Annotated in this window: 3 protein-coding genes and 1 pseudogene; all 4 read right to left on the bottom strand. The window is 70.9% G+C overall.

Features of this window, described 5'->3' with window-relative positions; translation table 11 throughout:
- Positions 1–19,344 (bottom strand): lonely Cys domain-containing protein (locus ACWDSL_RS33030; RefSeq protein ID WP_450491642.1); only part of this gene is annotated, 19,344 nt, incomplete at its 3' end.
- 4 nt (positions 19,345–19,348) lie between these two features.
- Positions 19,349–19,756 (bottom strand): hypothetical protein, encoded by a 408-nt coding sequence (locus ACWDSL_RS33025; protein WP_385338677.1) that lies wholly within the window; start codon positions 19,754–19,756, stop codon positions 19,349–19,351.
- Positions 19,753–20,217: a YbaB/EbfC family nucleoid-associated protein gene (locus ACWDSL_RS33020; RefSeq protein ID WP_450491641.1), complete on the bottom strand. Its 465-nt coding sequence runs from the start codon at positions 20,215–20,217 to the stop codon at positions 19,753–19,755. The genes ACWDSL_RS33025 and ACWDSL_RS33020 overlap by 4 nt, the downstream gene beginning before the upstream one ends.
- Before the next feature lie 82 nt (positions 20,218–20,299).
- Positions 20,300–22,126, bottom strand: a pseudogene (locus ACWDSL_RS33015) (AAWKG family protein); the annotation flags it as partial.

Raw genomic sequence — 22,126 nt, 5'->3', positions numbered from 1 at the left:
GGCCCGCGCGGCGCGCTCGGCCGCCGAGCGGTGCCGCCGGGCCCGGGCGTACTCCGCCTCGGCCGCGGTCACGGCCTCGTGCAGGTCGGGGACGTCCCGGCGCAGGCTCCAGTACTCCTGGTCCGCCTCGGTCAGGGCCTTGGCCGCCTCGCTGACCTTGTCCCACGCCGTGCCGACCCGATCGGGGAAGTTCTCGTCGGTGATCAGCCCGAGCTGGTGGGCGACATCCTCGCGTACCCAGGCGATGATCTGGGTCTGGGTCTCCACGGCCTGGATGCCCGGCTTGACCCCGCCGAACGGGCCCATCAGGTGCTCGCGGGCCCAGGCGGCGAATGAGTTGTCCTTGAGCTGCCGGTCGACCTCGGCGACGGTCAGCCAGGCGGTGGGGATGGCGAACGCGAACATCCGGCCCGTGGTGGGCTTCACCTTCGTCTGGTGGACCTGCTCGTTGGTGATGGCCTGGCCGTCGGATTCCTGCGCGTTGGCGCCGGTGCCGCTCACACCCAGGTTGACCGTACCGAGCGGCTGGGTCTTGATCAGTGGGAAGCCGCCGATGGCGGTGTCCGTGACGCCGCCGTAGTTGGAATTCGCGCTGTCGTTGTGGGTGTGCTGCATCGCGGCTTCCATGTCGCCGCCGTCGGCCACCGTCAGCAGCTGGGCGCCGCTGAGGTCCGGCCGCAGGTAGCGGGCGAGGTTGCCGGTCGCGGAGTCCAGGATGTTGTTCTCCGTGATACCCGCCGTGTGGTAACCGCTGTCCCCGGTCGCGTCCTCGGCGAACGTGCTGAGCGCCATGTTGCCGGAGGAGTCCTCCAGCACCTGCGCGGCGCCGGTGCCCTCGGCGGTGAGCGGGGTCATCCGCGCCCATCGCAGGGCCTCTTCGAGCGCGTCACCGGTCAGCTGCCCCGACACCTGGGCGAGCCGGTTGTCGTACGCCTTGGCCAGGGCGAGGAGGCCCGCCGCCTCGACCCCCTCGGCGCCGATGACGGCACGGACGTCGAAGCCGCTCGACGGCATCTCGAACGGCGCCTCGCCGCCGTCGGGTTGCGGGACGGAGCGCCAGGCGCGCACCCGGTTCCACAGCTCCTCGGACGGGATGCGGCTGGTGGCCGACGTCAGCACGTTCACCGCGGGCGGCTCGTCCACCGGCTCCGGCGGACGCAACGGGTCCGGTTCGGCGCCGGGTTGGCCGTCCTCGGCGGGGTCGGGCCGCAGCAGGCTGAGCGGGATGATGTCCTTCAGCGTGCCGACGTCCTGCTCGTGGGAGATCCGGGAGGCGTCCGGGTCGCGCGGCAGGTCCCCGCGGGTGCGGCCGATCTCCAGGGTGAGCTGCAGCCGGTAGCGGGTGGTGAACTGGGCGTGCGGCCCCTTGGTGGTTGCCTTCCGCGACCGGGTGAGGGAGATGCCCGAGGAGCCGGAGATGATCTGGCGGTTGGAGCCGAACTCGGCGACGGACGGGCCCGCCGTCGGCACGGACGGGTTGTCGGTGCGCACGCCCTCGGTGATGGTCGTGCCCGCGTCGGAGCCCCGGCCCTGCTCGAACGCGAGGGTACGGGTCTCCACGGCCGTACGGGACTCCCCCAGCTCGGCGCCGGGCCACAGCCGGTCGAAGTCCTGCCCGTCCTCGACCGGTATGAGCCGGGCCCGTACCCGTACGTCCCGCTTGCCGATCCGGATGCTCTTCCACCCCGGGCCGCCGATCCTGGCGGGGAGTGCGGAGCCGGTTCCGGTCATCTCCCGGCGCAGTGCGCGCGCGACGCGGCCCGACACCAGCCGGCGGACCGCCTCCCGGCTGACACTGTCGAGGTCGTGGCCGAGGTCGTCCAGCTTCTGGTCGAAGGCGGTCAGGGCTTCGGTGACGTTCAGGGAGTCGACGGGGTACTGGGCGAACGGGTGGCGGCGCAGCCAGCCGGGCAGGGACCACGTCCGGTCCGCGTACATCGGCCCGGCGCCGAGGCCGTCGCGGATCAGGCCCATCTCGGCGGCGGTCCGCTCGGAGATGTGGCCGAGCCAGCCGCCCGTGATCCGCTGCCACCGTCCAGCCCGGTGGCGCCCCTTCTGTCGCAGGAGCCTGCCGACCGGCTTCAGCAGACCGATGGCGCGTACGTAGGCCGCGACCTGGTGCTCGGCGTCGCCCGCGGTGAGCACCTGGTAGTCGGAGTTCGACCAGGAGGTGTCGGTGGTGACGGTCCGGGTGACGGTCTCCGTCTCGCTCTCCGAGCGCACCCACGGGCGCCAGACCGCCCCGTAGTTGCCGGTGAGGCCCGGCCCCGCGGGGTGGGACTGGCCGTACACGAAGCTGACGCCGGCGGAATGGGTGGCGGACTTGGTCTGGGTACCGGTCATCGCGGTGCTTGCGCCGACCGTCACCGAGGCCTTCACCGGCTCGGGCCGTCCCAGGGCGCGCAGCTTGGTGACCCGGATCCGGTGGACGACCGTCGCCAGCCAGTCCAGGTAAGGACCCTTGCTGAACAGGCCCGTGGCGCGGAGCCCCAGCGGTGTCGCGGACTGGTCGAAGTCGGCCGTCAGAAGCTGCGGCTGGTGCGAGCGGACCGCGGCGTCGTGCGCGGGCGCCCCCTCGTACGTCAGGTGCCACCGCCCCTGGGACGCCTCCTCCAGGACGGCGTCCACGATCCCCTCGCCGTGCGGCGGCGCCAGGACGGAGACGGTCTGGTGCGGCTGCCCGTCCAGCGACCCCGGCTCCTGGGGGTGGACGGGGGCGGTGGGCGCGAGGTCCACCAGGTCCCTGGTCTCGCGGACGGACAGCGGGCCCTGGGTGACCCGATCGGGGCCCCGGTAGGGGTTGTCCGCGCCCGGGGCGTGCGGGTCGGTGTCCGGGCTGTGCTCGGCGGGGACGGCCAGCAGCACCTTGGCGCGCAGGGGTGGAACCGGGTTGCCGTCGCCGTCCATGATGCCGACGCGCGGGGCGCGGAAGACGAACAGCTGGGTGCCCAGCAGGCCGAGCGAGGTGACGCCGCGCAGCAGGCTGCGGAACCGCCAGTAGCCGCCGGTGCTCACCGTGATGGACAGGTCGTAGCTGTAGAGGTGCGCGGGTTTGGCGGTGTCCGCCGACGGTTCGGCGGACGCGGTGGAGCCGAAGGGGGTCTCCGCCCGTTCCTGCCAGTTCCCCCGGTAGCCGAACTGTGCGGTGACGGCGTGCGCGGGGGCGCCGCGCTCGTCGGTGGCGCCGGCGTCGAGGGTCGAGAACAGGGCCTCGAACGTGGCCTCCGTGCTCTGCGTTCCGTACCGTCCGCCGTCGGCGTTGGTGACGCCGGGGGAGCTGTGTGCCAGCAGGTTGTCGGTGGTGCCCTCGAAGCGGCGGCCGGTCATTACGGCGTCGAGCCGGATGTAGCGGTAGCCGCGGGTGAACCGGCCCGGGTCCACCAGGGGGACGCGCAGGCCGGTGGTCTTCATCGTCTCCAGGTTCCCGGCCATGGCGTGGTGGGACGACAGCGCGTTGTACACCGTCAGAACGTTGTGCAGAACCATCTGGTAGTGCGCGTGGTTGCGCCACCTGGAGTCGCTGGGATCGCCGAGGTCTTCGAGCGGGGCGATCATCCCGGGGAACTCGCGGGCAAGCGCCGCCACCACCTGCCGGGTGGACGTGGCCAGCAGGGTGTCCGCGGGGCTGTCGCCCGCCGCGGAGGTGTCGGTGTACCGGCCGTTGGGGTACAGGAACTGCACCACCCGGCTCATGCCGAGGGTCGGCGGGTGGTCCTCGGTCAGATAGGCCGGGGCGTACGGCTCCCGGCCGTCGCGCCGGGCGAGGGTGGTGCCGTCGTCCATCCCGGCCAGGCGGCGCGCTTCCCGCTGCGTCATCCAGTCCAGGCTCCAGGTGCGGAACGCGGTCGGCTCGGCGTCCCCGGTCTTGAGCACGTACACGGTCTTCTCGACCCGGTACAGATCAGTCTTGGTCTTCGTGCTCTGGATGGCGGACTTGACCGCGCCGGATCCGCCGACCGTCATGTACCGGCCGCGGGTGTGGCCCCGGCGCCCGCCCGGACCGAACTGGAGGCGCAGCTTGATCTTCTCCATGAACCCGGGGATCAGGTTCAGCACGTCCATCACCGGCAGGTTGAACGTCGGCCCCACGACGCCGAAGAACTCCAGGGTGTGCGCCCTCGACTGCTTGCGGACGTTCTGCTTCGTCAGCTGCCCGGTCTGGGCCAGCTTGGCCTTGTCGCTCTCGTCGGCCAGGACGGCCTTCCCCGGCACGACCCGCGGGATGACGAACGCGCCCAGTGGGGTGTGCTTCTTGTCGTCGGCGAACAGCGGCTTGCCCGGCACCATGGACCGGGAGAGCCGGTCCGCCATCTGGTCGAAGTTGCCGGAGGAGAAGAACGCGGTCAGCTCGTCGTGGGCGGTGGTGCCCCGTTCGGCGCCGACCCGGTTCGCCGCCCAGTTCCGGATCTCCTCCACGGGCCCGTAGCCCTGGGTGGTGACGAGCCGGTAGTCGGACTCGGGGCCCAGTTGCATCCGCTGGGGGGTGCGGACCGTCTCGTGCGTCTCGGTGAGAGTGTCCGCCAGCCGCAGCCCGAGCCCGTCGCGCAGGGACACGCCGGAGGCGAAGTCCGGGGCGCTGGTCCTGGCGGGCTCGGCGCGCCACCGGGTGCCGAGGACGCCCTCCTTGGCGGGGCGCGGGGGCAGCGTGTCGGTGACGGTCACCTCGTAGTACACGTCGTCGATGTGGACGTGTGAGTGGTCGTCGGCCTTGTTCTCCCCCTGGCTCACCACCTCGTCCTGCCCGGTGTAGACGGTGTCGCGGGTGCGGGCGAACCGCATCCCCAGCCGGCCGAAGGCGGCGAAGGCGAACGGCAGCGGGCCGAGCGGCACGGCCGGGCCGATCTGCCGGGTGGTGCTGAGGACCTTGCTGCCGCCGACGGTGGTCTTGGCGCGGTACTGGTTGTCGATCTTGGTCGGCCCGGTGCTGTCGGCGAACCTCTCCCAGGCGCCGTAGTTGCGGATCCGTACGCGCAGCGTGCGCAGCCGCCCGGACTCGGCACGGTAGGTGAACTCCCGGCCGTCCCCGGCGAAGGTGCGCGGCTGTTCCCGCATGGCCCGCAGCAGCCGGTGCTCGACGCCCACGTCGATGTCGCCGGAGCGCGCCGGGTGGCGCGGCTCCTTGGTCTCGACGGGCCGGGTCTCCTCGTCCTCGCCGCGCAGCAGGTCGGTGACGGCCCGCGCGGCGGTGTCGGGGCCGCGCAGGTAGGGGTGGCCCTGGCCGAAGGTGAGCAGGGCGTCCTCCGCCTCCTCCGGTGTGCCGTCGGTGGAGAACGGCAGCAGGCCGTCGACGTATGCGGGCATGCGGCTGTCGTCGGCGAAGTTGCTGACCCGCTGGACGACCGGAGGGGGCAGCAGGGCGCGGTCCACCCGCGGCGGGCGGCGGTCCGTCAGCTCGTTGTCGATCTCCGCCCCGGGGAACGGGGGGGTCGGCTGCTGGACATGGGCCAGCCCGGCCCGTTGGCTGGAAGAGCCGGAGAGGGAGGATCCGGAGGTCACGCGCGCGAGACCCTCGCCGACCTGGTCGCTCCCGGGGCGCGGGGAGGACACCGAGTCCCTCGTCGGGGACCCGGCGGAGCCGGGGCGCCCGAAGACCCCGAAGGTGTCGATCCGCCGCAGCGGGTTCCGCCATCTCCCGGCGTCCCGGTCCGCCTTGACGTGCGACGGGCCCTGGTCGGCGGGCAAGGTCGTCGTGTTACGGAGGGCGGGCATCGTCGCGGAGCGGCGGCGCATGGCGAACCGGTCTCCCTCGAAGGCCGACTTGTGGGGCGACGGCGTGTCGAGGAACAGCTCGGAGTGCAGGGGCGGGCGGGCGGTGGAGCGCCCGGCCCGCCGGGCAGCCGTCGGTGGGACGGCCGGGGTGGACGACGGGGTGGACGGCGGGGTCACTTCCGGGGTGGACGCCGGGGAGGACGGCGCCGTGAGCGCGCCGGGCAGCGGCAGGCGCTCCGGGCCGCGGGGCGTGTGCACGGTCGTCAGGTGGCCGGATTCGGAGAGGGGCACCAGGTCGACGGGTCGGCCGTCGGGGCCGAACTCGATCGACAGGAAGTTGTGGCCCTCGTAAAGGGGGCGGTCGCTCACGCGCCCGTACTGGCCGTCGACCCAGTCGATGCGGCCCTCGTGGTTGAAGGCGTTGACCGCGTGGACGGTGCCGTTCGGCCGCTGGAAGCGGAGGATCGCCGCCGAGCCGTGGCGGTCGGCGTCGCCCCGGCCGAGCCGCCGCTCGACGGCGCGGACGGCGTTCGCGGTAGCCGCGCGGGCGCTGGTGCCCGGTCCCTCGGCGTGGTGCCGCCAGCCGGTGCCCAGCCACCGCGCGGTCCGCTGCATGCTGTCCCGCTCGACCTCAAGCCTGCGGCTCGGCCCCGCGGCCTGGACGGGCGCGGCCGCGGTGGGCCGGCCGAACCAGGACATCAGCGCCGAGCGGGCCACGTCGAGGCAGTTGAGCTGGCGCGCCGGGTCGGCCCAGTTGCCGTTGAGACGCCGCACCCACGGTGCGCCACCGGCGTCGGTGAACAGGGTGTTGTAGGGGAGCCTGCGGTTCAGCTTGCGGACGGGCGCGGCCAGCCCGAAGTGGGCGCCGCGCGGGTCGGGGAAGCGCTGGTACGCGCCGTCGGACGCGACCGGGAAGACGTCGTGCAGCCGCCGCTCGTCGGCCTCCGACGGCCGGTCGAGGCCGCCCGACTCCCGGTCGTACGGGCGGATCGCGCGCAGGCTGTCCGTCGACGGGCCGGTGAGAACGGACGTGGACCCGGGCCGGTCGCCGTCCGGAACCAGGGCCGGGGCGGGGGCCGGGGTCAAGGCCGGGGCCGACATGCCGGGGCGGCCGGGGCCGCTGATGGCCACCTGGCGCGGGCCGCCGCGCCGGTCGTCGAGCGTGAGGGTCAGCGTGTCCAGGCCCGGTCCGGTACCGGACCGGCCGCCCCGGTGCTCGACGACCTCGACGGTGAAGTCGTCGGCGGTGATGTGCTGTCCCGGCGAGCCCTCCTGGAGCCGCTCCAACTCCGCGTCCAGATGGCTCCTGTACAACGCCTCGATCGCCGCGGCGCGCGCCTTCCCGGCCTTGACGGACCCGCGGCCGCCCCTCTCGTAGGTGATCTCCAGTCTCGGCAGCGGCAGTTGGTGATCGGCGTTCCACACCCCGGCCCTTGCCGCCACGCTCGCCGGGTACCTGACGATGTTGGCCGCGTCGGCGGGCGCCTCCGTGACCCCACTGGCGAAGGTGACGGGCACCGGGTCCGCTTCGTGGCCGCGGAGCACCACGCCGGTGATCGGGTTGACCATCCGCGAGGGGGCCTCGCTCAACAGGCCCGCGTAGACGTCATGCACAGACTCGCCGGGACGCTGTGCGTACATCTGCATGTACCACTGGCGCTCGCCGGGGATGACCGGTTCGACCTTCCCGAGCCAGAACGCCGCCCTGTTGATGGCGACTTCCAGCGCCAGCTCCGCACGCGCGCGCTCCTCAGAGCCCTCGGGTGCCGCGCTCACCGCTTCCTGAGCCTGCTCCGCCCCGATCAGGGCCAGCGTCAGATCACGGTAGTCGCGCACCTCGGCGAGGTACTCGTCGATACCGGCGGCCTCCTGCCGCTCGATCTCCTGGCGCAGTTCCGCCGCCGTCTCCCGCAGCTTGTCAGGACCCAGGCTGTTGAGGTTCGCCGCGATGGCCGCGCGGCGCCGGTCCGCCCGCGCCGACCTCCGTGCGCGGTTCTCCAGAGAGATCTGGTGGGTGCCGTCCTCGCTGGCGAGGACCACGCTCAGGAAGTGGTAGCCGACACGGCCGCCGCCGGGCTGTTCGCCGGGTTTGGCGTGGTTGTGTTCCAGGCTCGGCCGGCCGTCTGCCCCGGGCGCGGCGATGGCCTGCATCACATACCCTTCGCCGACATCGGCCCAGGCGTGCTCGTTGACCCCGATACGCCGTCCGGCGTCCGACAGGGCATCCCGCCGCGGGTCCGCGGGCTCGGCAAGACTCAGCGCGCTGCCGTACGACTGACCGGGCAGCGGACCGTCGTACCCGCCCATGGGCCGGTCGTCCCGGCGCAGCAGGTCGGCCGCCCACTCCGGACGCACCGCGTCCGGCGGGGTCTCGCCGTCCGCCACCCGTGCCAGGGCTTCGGCGAGGTAGTGGGTCCCGGTGGTCTCCCCGCCGTCGGAGGCATCGACCGGAGCGGTGGCCAGCTCACCGCTCCGGGGATCTGAGAGGACCAGATGCGATGTGGGGTGACCGCCGGACACCTGGTCGGCGAAGTCCCGGCACACCTCCTTGGTGGACTCCCCGGACTCCCCGGTGCGGGTCATGAACACGGGGGTGATCCGGAACAGTTGCCTGCTTCCTCCGTCGGGGGTGGGGAGGATGACGCTCAGGTTCTCGTCGGTCTTCAGCCGTATCCCGCTGCCCGCGCGCGCCAGTTTGACCGAGGAGCGGGCGACGGCCTCGGCTGTCGCGAAGACCTGCTGTCCCAGCGCGCCGTCCTCCACGGCGAGCGTACGGTCGGCGGAGATCCGCAGGGCGGGCCGCTCGGTGGCGAGGATCTCGGCGTGGTCCTGCACCGACACCGCGAACTCCGGGGGATCCGCCCGCCGGTCGAACGCGCGGGGCGTGCGCCAGTCCCCCCGGGTCTCCCCTGGCCGGCGGAACAGCACGCCGCCGCCGCGGTTGTCCACGACGGTGTAGTCCGTTGTCGTCAGCGGCCTGGCCCGGCGGGCGTCGATCCCGTCGAGGGAAGCGGGGTCCTCGATGTCCGCGTCGCTGTTCCTGTCGCCATCCGCGTCGCTGTCGCTGTCGCTGTCACCGTCGCTGCCCAGCGCGGCGTCCGTGTCCGCCCGGAACGACGCGAGGGCCGCCTCGCTGACCAGCCGATCAGAACCGGCGTCGAGGGCCAGCGAGCCGAGACGGCGGACGTGCCCGACGTCCACCTCGCTGTCAGCACCGAGGTCCAGGACCCGCCGGGCCAGGTCGTGGATCCTGCCGAGCGGGTCCGGGGACGTGCCCGGCCGCCCCGCGCCCGCCAGGGCGAGCCGGCGCAGCGCCCCGGCCGCGGCAATGAGTGCGTCGGACGAGTGGTGGTCCATGTCGCCGGTCCCGAAGAACAGGTGCAGCGACCACAGGTCCTCGATGTCCTGGCCGGGAGCGGGGGGCGGGGGCAGCAGCGACACACCCCCCTCGCTGGAGAGGTCCACGCCCCCCTCGCTGGACGTGTCGCTGGACGTGTCGCTGGACGTGTCGCTGGACGTGTCGCTGGACGTGTCGCTGGACGTGTCGGTGTCGCTGGTGCCGGTCTCCATCTCCGGCAACAAGCCACCGGGTGCCGGAGTGGTGGCGGTGTGCTGGGCCACCAATGCCATCGGGCCAAACGGGGCCGGGGCGTGCGGCTGCGGCCTGTACTCCCCCTCCACCTGGTCCCAGAACGCGCGGAAACCCTCCCACAGTTCGTTCTCCGCCTCCGCGTCGTTCCAGAGCGCCCGGAAATCCTCCCAGAGTCTGTTCTCCGCCCGCGTCTGCGCCAACGGGTTCGCCGGACCCGGGCCCTGCGGATCCCGGCCGAACAGCCGCTCCAGAATCGGCACCAGGGCCGGCTCGTGCCTCCGCACCCAGGCCACCCCGTTGTTCCGCGACCGCCCGGTGTAGCCGTCCGGCCCCGCGTTCAACCCCAGATACGCGTTCACCACCTGCGCGAAATACGCGGACTCGCTTGTGGAGGAGTAGTTGTCGGTCGGGTTTCCGGCCAGGTCCCGCCGAATCCCGTCCGGCCACCGCACATGGAGCGGATCGAAGCTCCCCGGCGGGTTCAGCTTGGCCCGATAGGCGTCCCTGACGACCTGTCGCTCACCATCATCAAGCAGATTCTCGTAGTGGCCGAACAGCCGCTCCAGAATCGGCAGCAGGTCTGGCTCGTGCTTCCGCACCCAGGCCGCCCCGTTGTTCCGCCACCGCCCGGTGTACGCGTCCCTCCCCGCGTTCAACCCCAGATACGCGTTCACCACCTGCGCGAAATACTCGTGCTGGTTCGTCGAGGAATAGTTTTCCGCCGGCTTACCAGCCAGGGTCCGCCGAATCCCGTCCGGCCACTCCACATCAAACGGATCGACATCCGGCGGCGGGTTCAGCTTCGCCCAATAAGCAGCGTCGATAACCAGCCGGTCAAAATCATCAAGCGCGTTCTCATGGATCGTGTGCGCAAACTCGTGATCGGGCGTGGAGTACCCGTCGAACTGGGTTTCCGTACCCGGCAGACTCGCGAACTCACCGAGAAGATTCTCCTCCGGCACGGCCGTGTCACGAATACCGCCCACGCCCCGTATCAAGTCCCAGGTACGCGGGTCAGCCGGGGAGACCTGCCACCCCGCGAGGTGCCGGAACGCGCTCAGCGCGGTCATCGCCACGTCCTTGGGCACCACCACAACCCGCTGGCCACTCTTCAGCAGCGTGGCCGCCACCTGCGGATTGACCAGCATGCGCGCCATCCGCGCCCGCGCCACCCGCCCCGCCGACACCGGCTGATCCGCCATCGGCTCACCCGGACCGTCCTGCACCACCACCATCAACTGAGCCGCCGTCTCGGCGAACTCCACCACGGGCAGACCCTGCCGCAACGCGTCCACCCACACCGGATTCGACGCCAGTTTCCGCCGCTGGTCAGGCGACAGCGCCGACAACGCCAGCAACCGCTCCCCCCGATCCATCCCCAGCAGACGCGACCCCAACTGCCCCACCGGGCCGGCCACCCCACCGAACACCACCGCACGCGGCAGCCCCTGGCCCGCGGCACCAGGCTGGGGCAGCCCCACCGAACCCGGAGTCGCCGAACCCAAAGCCGGGGGAGCCGCGTGCGCCCCGTAAGACGACTGCTCCGCGGCCCGGTACGCGTCCAGCAAGTGGCCCAGCAGATTCGGGCTCAGCCTCGGGTCCCAGCCCATCTGCCCGGCATAGCCCGCCGCGACCCGCTCCAGCTCCGCCCACGTCAACGGCCCCATGCCGAGCGCCAGCGCCTGCCGCTCCACCGCCCCGAAACCCTGAAGCAGCCACTCGAACTCCGCGGCCAGCGCGGGATTGGTGTCGATGTCGATGCCGTGGATTTCCCGCATCGCCCGCACCCACCGCAGCACCCGCGTCGCCCGGTCCGCCACGTCCCCCGGCAGCCCCGCCCGGTCCGCCCACGCCGACAAGGTCTCCGCCAACGGCTCCGGGGGGAATTCCTGCCAATGGAACACCGGGGTGTCCGGATCATCCGCCTTGGCCAGAGCCGGCGGATTCCCGTTCCCGAACACGTCCAGTCGCGCGTCCGAGCTGAACGCCGTCCGCCGGTGCCTGGTCGCCACGACCTGCACACCCGACACATACGCCAGCCGGTCGGCGCCGACCGGCAGCCTCCCCAGCCCACACCCCACCAGCCACACCGGCCAGTCCGCCGGGATGGACATCGTCGCCATCTGGCGTTTGAGGAAGCTGCTCAGCGCCGCGCTCCACACCGTGTGGTTCTGTCCCGTGCTCGCCAGGGGGAGCGCCGCCTGGGCACCGAGGCTGTGCACCACCACGACGAACGCGTCGGTCAGCCCCCGTGGCAGGCGCCGCACTGCACCGTTACGGTGCCCGCCGGTCCCCAGCACGTGCTCGTCGTGATCGAAGTAGTGCTCGATCTGCGACACATTCCGCAGTTGCTCCTCGCGTTGCGCCATCTCCCTGGGGTTGAACAACGCGACCCCGATCAGCCGCTGCCCGTCCGACCTGGGCAGCGCGAACGTATGCACGTCGGCGTCCAGGAACTTCGTACCGTCCGCCGCCGTCAGCTCCCGCGGACCGTCCAGAAGCTGACCCGGATCGCTCGGCACCCACGCTCCCACGGGCGTCGACACCGGACGCGTGGCCGCGAGCACCACGCGCTGCCTGGACGTGCCGTCGCCCACCGACTCCCCCCGGTAGCCGCCGTACGTGGACCACACCCGCCCCCCGATCCAGTCGGCCATCAGCCTGGGCAGCAGCCTCATACCCGCGCCCGCCTCCGGCATCAGCAGCACCACCGGAGCGCCCGCCGGCCGCCGGGGGTCATACTTCACCAGCTCGGCCAGTTCCACGTATGTCACCTCGGACGGGTTGCCCTGCCCGTCGCGCACCACGACCATGCCCGCCTCGCCACCGGGCTCCACCACCACCACGTAGGGCGAACCCTGCCACGGGGGCAGTGTCCAGCTCAGACCGCCAGGACCCTGCCGCCCCACATGGTCAAGCAGCAGATCCAGAGGCTGCCCGGTGAAGTTCCGCCCCAGGAACCGGCCGTCCGGGCCGACCAGCGCACTCGCATCCCCCAGCACCCCCGTCCCCTGCAGCCGGTACGCCGCTGCCGCGGCCAGACTCCCCGCGCGCCCGTCCCCGTGCGCGGCGGCCACCACCGACAGCGCCTCGAAATACCGCCCACGCGTCATCGAATCCGAAGGACCCAGCCGCAGAATCCCCCGCGCGATCCGCTCCAGATCGGCATCCCCGATGCCGGACCGCGGACTCCCCGCCTCCAGCACCTCCAGCCCGTGCACCATCACCTCGTACCGCGGGTCCTCCGCCACCCGCGCCCCGAACACCGCACGCAACAACTCCGGCACACCCGACGACCGCCGTTGCGGACCCGAAGACCCCTCCCCCGGCGGCGCGGGCAACGGCCCGACATCCTCAGCGGAACCCGAACGCCGCCCGGGCGCCGATGTGGTGGCGGTGTCCTGGGCCACCGGTGCCACCGGTGCCATCGGGGGCGCCGTGGCCACGGCGTGCGGCTGCGGCCGGTACACCCCCTCCACCTCGTCCCAGAAGGCGCGGAAGTTCTCCCACTGTTCGGTCTCCGCCCGCGTTTCCTCCCTCGGGTTCGCCGGACCCGGGCCCTGCGGATCCCGGCCGAACAGCCGCTCCAGAATCGGCAGCAGCGCCGGCTCGTGCCTCCGTATCCAGGCCACCCCGTTGTTCCGCGAGCGGCCGGTGTAGCCGTCCGTCCCCGCGTTCAACCCCAGATACGCGTTCACCGCCTGCGCGAAATACGCGGACTCGCCCGTGGAGGAATAGTTGTCGGTCGGGTTGCCGGCCAGGTCCCGCCGAATCCCGTCCGGCCACCGCACATGGAGCGGATCGAAGCCCCGCGGCGGGTTCAGCTTGGCCCGATAGGCGTCCTGGACGACCTTCCGCTCGGCATCGTCAAGCAGATTCTCGTAGTGGCCGAACAGCCGCCTCATAATCGGCAGCAGGGCCGGCTCGTGCTCCCGCACCCAGGCCGCACCGTTGTTCCGCGGCCGCCCGGTCTTCGGGTCCGTCCCCGTGTTCACCCCCAGGTACGCGTTCACCGCCTGCGCGAAATACTCGTACTCGTCCTTCGAGGAATAGTTGTCGACCGGATCGCCATCCAGATCCCGCCGAATCCCGTCCGGCCACTCCACATCAAGCGGATCGACGCCCCGCCGCGGGTTCAGCTTGGCCTGATAGGCGTTGTGGATGGCCTTCCGGTCGGAATTGCTCAGCGCGTGCACATGGAGCGCGTGCGCGAACTCGTGATCGGGCGTGCCGTAACCGTCCGTATGTTTTTTCACATCCGGCACACTCGTGGCCTCACCGAGAAGATTCTCTTCCGGCACCGCCACGGCACGTCCGTCCATGACGCCCCGCCAGGTGTCCCAGCCAGGCTGCCCCGCATAACCCCGGAACCGGCGCAGCCGGGTCAGCGCCATGTCCTTGGGCACCACCAGAACCCGCACACCGCCCTTCAGCAGCGCGACCGCCATCTTCGGATTGACCAGCATCCGCGCGGCCCGCGCCCGCGCGACCCGCCCCGCCGACACCGGCTGATCCGCCATCGGCTCACCCGGGCCGTCCTGCACCACCACCATCAACTGGGCCACCGTCTCAGCGAACTCCACACCGGGCAGAGCCCGCCGCAACTCGTCCACCCACACCGGATCCGACGCCAGCTTCCGCCGCTCGTCGGGCGACAGCAGCGACAACGCCCGGAACCGGTCCTCCGCCGACATCCCCAGCAGACGCGACTCGTCCTCCCGCACCGGACCGAACGCCACCTCACCATCCTGGTGCCCCCGCCCCAGCAAACGGGACGCGTCCTGGGGCCCCACCCCCAGCACACCGGACATGTCCTCGCTCTCGGCACCGGGCTGGGGGGGCTCCCCGGTTTCCTGAGCCTCCGCGGCCCGGTACGCCTCCAGCAACTGGCCCAGCAGATACGGGCTCAGCGTCGGATCCCAGCCCAACTGCCCGGCGTACTCCCCCGCGGTCTGTTCGAGCCCCGCCCACGTCAACGGCGCCAGACCCTGCACCAGCGACTGCCGCTCCAGCGCCCCGAAACCCAGGAGCAGCCGCTGGAACTCCCCGGCCAGCCTGGGGTTGGTGTCGATATCGAAGCCGTGAACCTCCCGCAGCGCCCGCACCCACCGCCGCACCCGCTCCTCCCGGTCCGGCAGGTCCCACGGCAGTCCCGCCACGTCCGCCCACATCGACAACGCGGGCGGCCACGGCTCCGGGGGGAACTCCCGGTACCCGGACTTCGGATTGTCCGTGTCGTACACGTTGGCCAGATACGGAGTATCCGCGTCTCCCCTCACAATCTGCTTGCCTTCCGAGGCAAGCGCCGTCCGCCCCAGCCTGGTCGCCACCTCCTGCGCGGCCGGCACGTACTCCAGCCGGTCGACGCCCTCCGGCAGCGTCGCCAGCCCACGCCCCACCAGCCACACCGGCCAGTGCGCCGGGGCGGACACGGCAATCTGGCGCCACAGGAGCGCGGCCAGTTCCCCGCTCGTCACCATGTGGCTCTGCCCCGTGCTCTTCCGGGGCAGCCCCGCCTCGCCGTCCCCCACCACGACGATCGCGTCGGTCAGGCCCCTTGGCAGAGGCAGGAGGGGACCCGTAGTGCTGATCCCCTCGTACTCGAACTGGTCGGCGTAGTGCCGAATCCGCGACACGTTCCGCAGATCACCCTCAATGGCGGCCATATCCCTGGCGTTCAGCAACGCCAGTGCGGTCAGCCGCTGCCCGTCGGACGTGGGCAGCGCGAACATCTCCACGTCGCTGTCCGGGAACGTCGAACCGTCCGCCGCCGTCACCTCCCACGGACCGTCCGGAAGCTGACCAGGATCGCTCGGCACCCACGCCCCCACGGGCGCCGACCCCGGATTCACCGACGCGAGCACCACGCGCCGCCTGGACGTGCTGTCGCCCACCGGCTCGAACCGGAGACCGCCGTACGTGGACCACACCCGCTCCCCGAGCCAAGCGGCCATCAGCCTGGGCAACGCCCTCATGCCCGCGCCCGCCTCCGGCATCAGCAGCACCACCGGAGCGCCCGCGGGCCGCCGGGGGTCATGCTTCACCAGCTCCGCCAGTTCCTCGTACGGCACCTCGGTCGAGTTGCCCTGCCCGTCGCGCAGCACGACCAGGCCCTCCTCGGAACCGGGCTCCACCACCACCACGTACGGCGGGCCCTGCCACGGGGGCGGCGACAACTTCAGACCGTCAGGATCCTGCCGCCCCACGTAGTCCAGCAGCAGGTCCAGAGCCTGCCCGGTGAAGTTCCACCCCTGGAACCAGTCGTCAGGACCGGTCAGTGCACTCGCATCACCCAACATCCCCGCCTTCTTGTGCGACCAATACGCCGCCACCGCGGCCAGACTCCCCGCACGCCCGTCCCGGTACGCGGTCGCCGCCACCGACAACGCCTCGAAATACCGCCCACGCGTCATCGGCTCCGAAGAACCCAGGTGCAGGATCCCCCGCGCGATCCGCTCCAGATCGAGGCCCCCGGTGCCGAACCGCGCATCCCCCCTGCGCGCCAGCTCCAGCGCGGCCAGCCCGCGCATCATCACCCCGTACCGCGGGTCCTGCGCCACCTGCGCCCCGAACGCCAGACGCAACACCTGCGGCACATGCGACACACGCGCCGGCCCCGGAGTCGGCGGCGGCCCGACCTCCTCAGCGTCACGCCGGTCGGTCAGCGCCTCGTCCGGGCGCACATCACCGGTCATCGCCTGCCGCTTGGCCGGCCGGTCGGCGGGTTCGGACTCGTCGGACACCGACCGCACCGGCGCCGGAGCCACCGGGCCGGGCTCCGGAGCCGACGTCGCCGTGGTGGCCGGTGCTCCCCCGCTGGAGGTGGTGGGGACGCGGGACGCGGGCGGCGGCGAGGCGGGCGGGTCGGAGGGCGGGTTGGGGGGCGGCGTGGGGGCGCCGCCACGCACACGGTGCCGCAACCCCATCCCCGCGCGGAGGGTGTCGGCCAGGGCGATGCCCGACGCCGCGTCGGGGCCGTGCGTCAGCAGGTGCTCGGCGACCTGGCGCACCGCGTCGCGGAAGTCGCTCCCGGCGTGCCGCGAGTCCGCGAGCACTGGGTGCAGCTCCAGCGGCATCACCAGGGTGACGGCCTTGTCCCAGGCGCGGCCGGCGGCCAGCCGCTCCGGTCCGTGGTCCGGTATCGCGCCCGCGAAGTCCGTGTACGCCGACTGCCAGATACGCCGGGTGGCGTTGGCCGCGGTTTCGTCGAGCGGGGCGGGCCAGGAATCGGACCGCACCATCTGGAGCTTGACGTGGTCCACCGGGGCCAGGTCCAGATGGAGGTCGCGCACCGGAAACCGGTCCATACCGAGGGCCTCGGCGGTCTGCTGCCTGGATCCTGGCTTGACGCCCGCGTCGTTCAGCTCGGCGGTGGCCACGTGGTCGTCCGGGTCGAGCAGTGGCGGGTTCTCCGGCAGGTCCTCCGGGATGACCTGCTGGGCGATCCACTGGCGCTGCGCGTCGTCGCGGTGGACGTCGGGCACCTGCCCCTGCCGCGACCTCGCGTCGCCCTCGCCGCCCTCGGTGCCCTCCTGGCCCGGGGTGTACGGGTCGCCGTGCGGGTCGATGCCGAGGCCCCGGAGCCGCGCCGCCGCGTCGAGCATCCGCCCGCGCGCCTGCTCGGCCCGGTGTCCGGCGTCCTGGTGCGCGGCTGCGTCGGAGCTGGTGCCGACCCCGGTGTCCAGCCGCTCGCCGATGGTGTCCACGTCGGTCGCGGCGGAGGTGAAGGAGTCCAGCGCGTCCTCGTAGTCCTGCCGGGCGCGATCGATCTCCTCCTGGTCCGGGGTCGCCGGGGTGGCCGAGGTGGCCGGTGACTTGCCCCGGTCGGCGGGGTCCGTGTCGGGCCGGGTGTCGGTGTCCCCGTCGATGGCGGAGTCGTCCGATGGGCCGCCGGACATCTCCGTGTCCGGGCGCGGTTGCTGCTGCTCGGCGCGGGGCCCCTGGCCCGGCTGAGGGGTGCCGGAGCCGGAGTGCTGCCCGGACGAGGGCGTGTGCGGAGCGGTGGCCGGGGTCTGCCCGCCGCTGTGGGAGACGGGGGGCGGGACCGTACCCGTGTTCTGGCCCGTGGGGGTGTTCTGGCCGTTCTCGCCGAAAGCCCCGTCGAACTCCGCCTCCGGGTTCGAGACCGTGGGGGTACGCATCGCCGGCGGCGCCTGGAGGCTCGACGAGTTCGGCAGGCCCGAGGTGCCGGGGAGACCCGGGGTATTGGGGGAGCCCGAGGTGTTCGGCAAGCCCGAGGTGTTCGGCAAGCCCGAGGTGGCCAGGGAGCCATCGGGACCCGTCTGGAACTCCTTGTTCCCCTTGAAGTCCTCGACGCCCTCGGGCGTCGTGAGACCGGACCCCGCGGAGTAGGAGCCCGTCGGCGGCAGGTTGCTCCCGGCGGAGCCGGGCAGGTTCAGCGGCGGGCTCTGCGAGGTGGTCTGGAACCCCTTGCCGGCCGGGAAGTTCGCGTGCGGCACATACGACGACGAGGAACCCCCGCCGGTCAGCGCCGATGAGGAGTTGTACTCCGGGATGTCCGAACCGACGGAGTCGGAGGAACTGGCGGAGTTGATGGACGCGGTGTCGTCGAAGACGGAGCCGACCGAGGAGTTGGAGGAGCCGTACGAGTCCACGGAGTAGGTGTCGGAGTCGCGGTACCCGGGCGTGAACGAGCTGTTGTCGCCGTACAGCGAGCTGTTGTCGCCGTACAGCGAGCTGTTGTCCTCGTACAACGAGCTGATGCCCTCGTACATGGAGTAGTTGTCCCGGTACGACGAGCTGTTGTCCCCGTGGGTGGGGATGTCTGCGGACGTTGTGATGGGGAGGGAGGGCTTCGGGAGGTCCGGGCCCGCGCCGGAGCGGGAATCGGAGCCGTAGTCGGAGCCGGGGTCGGAGCCGGAATCGGAGCCGGAATCGGCTGGGGAATCGTTCCCCGCCCCGTCCGGGAGATCAGCTATCGCATAGCTCTTGTTGATGAAGTCGGTGAAGATGTTCCCGTTGGGGAATACCTTGCCGTGCAGCCAGCCGGCGCCGGACCCCAGCGCCATTTCCGCGCCCATGTCCGCCATGGCGCTGGTACCGGAGAAGACGAACGTCTCCCACTTGAACGCCCAGTTGCCCTGGAGCAGCCCCGTGACGACCACCTCGGCGAAGCCCTCGCCCAGACCGTGGGAGACGAACGCCGCCGGGAAGTCGTAGGCCATGTTCTTGATCGGGTCGGGCTTGAACCCGCCGGCGTTCTTGAAGATGCGATCAAGATCCGGTGAGTTGAAGTCGATGTCCTTGAACGTGTTCCCGAAGTCTCTGTCCCACTTACCGAAGATGTCCGTGTCGAAATTCTTCTTGAAGAAGTCCGATATACCCTTCTTGAAGAATTTCGCCGCGCCTTGGAAGATGTCGATGAAGAGACCGGTCACGAAGCCGTAGAAACCACTCTCCAGGACGTTCTTCCCGTCGATGCCGTCCGGCCTGCGGTTCGGGGGAGGGATGGTGAGCTGCGCCAGGTTGACCGCGAGGGCCTGGATCATCTCCTGGACCGCCTCCAGCAGGGCCCCCGCGATGGGGAAGAAGTTGAGCAGGCGCTGCATCGCCATGAGGATGGCGAGCGCATGCCGCGCCCTCACCAATGCGGCCGCGGACAGCGACGCCCCGCCGGTGAAGAAGGACATCGCCGCGAGCATGGCCAGCTCGATGAGCATCATCGTGATCTCGGCGATGATCTCCCAATGCGCCTGCTGGATCTTCATCGACTGCTGGCCCCGCTCGTTGGGCAGGTCCATCCGGAGACGGTTGAGCAGGTCCCCGATGCCGTTCGATCCGCCGGAGCCGGTCAGCGGCTCCATGGCCTTGGTGAGCGCGTCCCCGACGGGCTTCGGAAACGCGCGGGCGACATCCGCGATGGCGTCCCGGACACTGTCCACGAACGCGACCAGGTTGTCGGCGAGATCGGGGAACTGGTCTTGACTCTCCCACGCCAGGTTCGCCTTGGCGTGGATCGGCTTTTCACCGATGAGGATCTGGATCCACATCGCCTCCTCGGGGGTGTAGGTGATCTCCTCCACGGGGTCAGTGCTTTCCGCTGCCGGACTCGTCGTCGCTGGAGTCCTCGTCGTTGGACTCGTAGCCGCTGTCGGAGTCGGCAAGACGTTCCTGCTGCGCGATCAGCTCGGTCACGTCGGCATGAACGGCTTTGACGCTGTCGAGACTCTCCAGCAGCGCGGATTCCACCGCCTCTATCGCCAACCCGAACGAGTCGATCGTTTCGGTGAGCGTCAGCGTCGTCTTCTCGTCGTCGGGCTCGGTCTTCTTGTAGAAGTCGTCCGGATCGTCGGGGTCGCCGTTCCAGCCCTTGTACCTCTCATGGTCGGCCAGGTACTGCCCCTTCAGCACCCTGGCTCGTTCCCCCAGACCGTGCAGGCCGTTGAGCGCTCCCCGAATCTTGCCCAGGTCCAAGTCATACGTGTCGTCACTCATGGCCGTCCTCCGGAAACATCCGGGTCCTCGTGGATCTCGTCGCGCAACCGGTCGTTGGACGGCCTGCCGCCACCCGCTCGCCGGCCGCCCTCGAACGCCGACCCGAAGAGCCGGTCCCAGTCGACGTCGATGTCCCGGGACCCCGGGACATCGGGGTTCGCCGCCATCAGCGGGCGGAAGGTGTCCATCACCCGCTGGGCGACCTGCTGACGCCCCCGCTGGGCCGCCTCCAGCACCGAGGCGGCCAGTTGCGGTCCGGTCATGCTCAGGTACTTGTTGTCCAGGAACGTCAGCCCGCTCAGCTCTCCCTGCGGGCCGATGGTGACCTCGACCGCACGGTCCCGCGAACGGGCCTTCACCTTGGTGCCCTCGAGGTCCTGCTCGGCGCGGGCGATGGCGGCCCTCGTGGCTTCGAGGTGGGCCCTGGCCTGATGAATGCGCTCTGCGTACGGCTCGTTCAACGAGTGCTCCTCGGGCTGGTCGAGCTGGTCTGGCTGGTCGGGTCGGCTGCACGGTTTCCCGGAACGACGGCGTGGCGGGGGCTCATCGGCCGATCACGGCCGGCGAGCCGCCTTCGTCGCTGCCCCAGACGTCCTCGTCCTCCGGCACCCACGCGTCGCGCTCGCGGTCGTCGGTCTGGGTCGCCACCTGGCCGGGCGACCCGGCTCCGCCCGCGCCGCCCATCGGCGGCAGGAACGGGGTGCCGCCACTGGTGATCACGTTCTCGCGCTCGTCGAGGGGCCCGCCACCGGGGCGGCCGGGCCTGGGGGTCGCCCGGCGGTTGCTGACCACGTCGTCGCTGTCGATCACGTTGCGGACCCGCTCGGAGGGGCCACCCTCGCCACCGCCGGCGCCGCCACCGCGTCCGGGCATCGTTCCGGGGTTGAGCGGCATGCCGCCGCCCCCCGGCGCCCCGGGCTGGTTCTGGTTGCCGGCGTTGGCCGCCGCCTGGTTGTTGCCGTTGCCGTTCTGGTCACCGGGCGACTGGTACGGGTCCTTGTCCCATAGCTCCTCCTCGTACGAGGACGGGTCGTACAGCGAATTGGAGTTGCCGCCTCCGCTGCCCCCGATGTTGCCGAAGTTGGATCCGGGGGACTGTTGCTGGAAGTCCGGGAGTGAGTTGCCGCTTCCGTTCAGGTGCCCCGTGACCGACTTGCCGTCCGGGTCGGTGATCGAGGTGCCGCCGGTGTCCGGATCGACCGTGGTCTTGCTGCCGTCCGGGTACTCCGTGACGACCTGTCCCTGCGGATCGATGTGCGACCTGCTGCCGTCGGGGTTGTTGAGGACGTTATCGACGTTGAGCGGCCCGGAACGCGTGTGGCCGTCCGGATCGGTGATGCTGGAAGTCTGGTTGTCCGGATCGATCGTGGTGATGTGACCGTCCGGGTACTCCGTGACCACCCGGCCGTGAGAGTCAATGTGCGACTCGCTCCCACCGGGGTTGTGCAGTGAGTCATCGCCGTTCACCGGCCCCGTGATCAGGTCCTGCGACATCGGCGGCAAGTTATCGCCGTTCAGCGGGCCGCCAATTTGGTTGAGCGCCTGCTCCTGCTGTTTCTGGTACTGCTCTTGCTGCTGCTGGTACTGCTCCTGCTGGTATTGCTGCTGTTGTTGTTGCTGCTGGTACTGCTTGTCCTGGTACTCCCGCTGCCGCTGCTGGTACTCCTCGTCCCTCTTCTGCTGCTCTTCCTGTTGCTGCTCCTGCCGCTGTTGCTGCTCCTCCTGGTACTGCTGTTGCTCCTTCTGGTACTGCTCCTGCTTCTTCTCCTGCTCCGCCTGCTTGGCCTCGGCCTCCTTCTCCTTCTGCCCTTGCTCCTTCTGAAGCTGCTCCTGCTCCTGCTTCTGCTCCTTCTGAAGCTGCTCCCGCTCCTTCTCCTGCTCCTTCTGCAGCTGCTCCTGCTTGGCCTCCTGCTCCTTCTGAAGCTCCTCTCGCTCCTTCTCCTGCTCCTTTTGAAGCTGCTCCTGCTCCTTCTCCTTCTGCCCCTGCTCCTTCTGAAGCTGCTCCTGCTCCTGCTTCTGCTCCTTCTGAAGCTGCTCCCGCTCCTTCTCCTGCTCCCTCTGAAGCTGCTCCTGCTTGGCCTCCTGCTCCTTCTGAAGCTGCTCCCGCTCCTTCTCCTGCTCCCTCTGAAGCTCCTCCTGCTTAGCCTCCTGCTCCGCCTGCTTCTGCTCCTGCTCCTTCTCCTTCTGTTCCTGCTTGGCCTCCTGTTCCGCCTGCTTCTGCTCAGCCTCCTTCTCGGCCTCGGCCTGCTTCTGCTCCTGCTCCGCCTCCTTCTGCTCCTGCTTGGCCTCCTGTTCCGCCTGCTTCTGCTCAGCCTCCTTCTCGGCCTCGGCCTGCTTCTGCTCCTGCTCCGCCTCCTTCTGCTCCTGCTT

This window comes from Streptomyces sp. NPDC000941, from assembly GCF_053599555.1.
The sequence above is the reverse complement of the archived record's forward strand: the minus strand, read 5'-3'. Positions and strand labels throughout refer to the sequence as shown.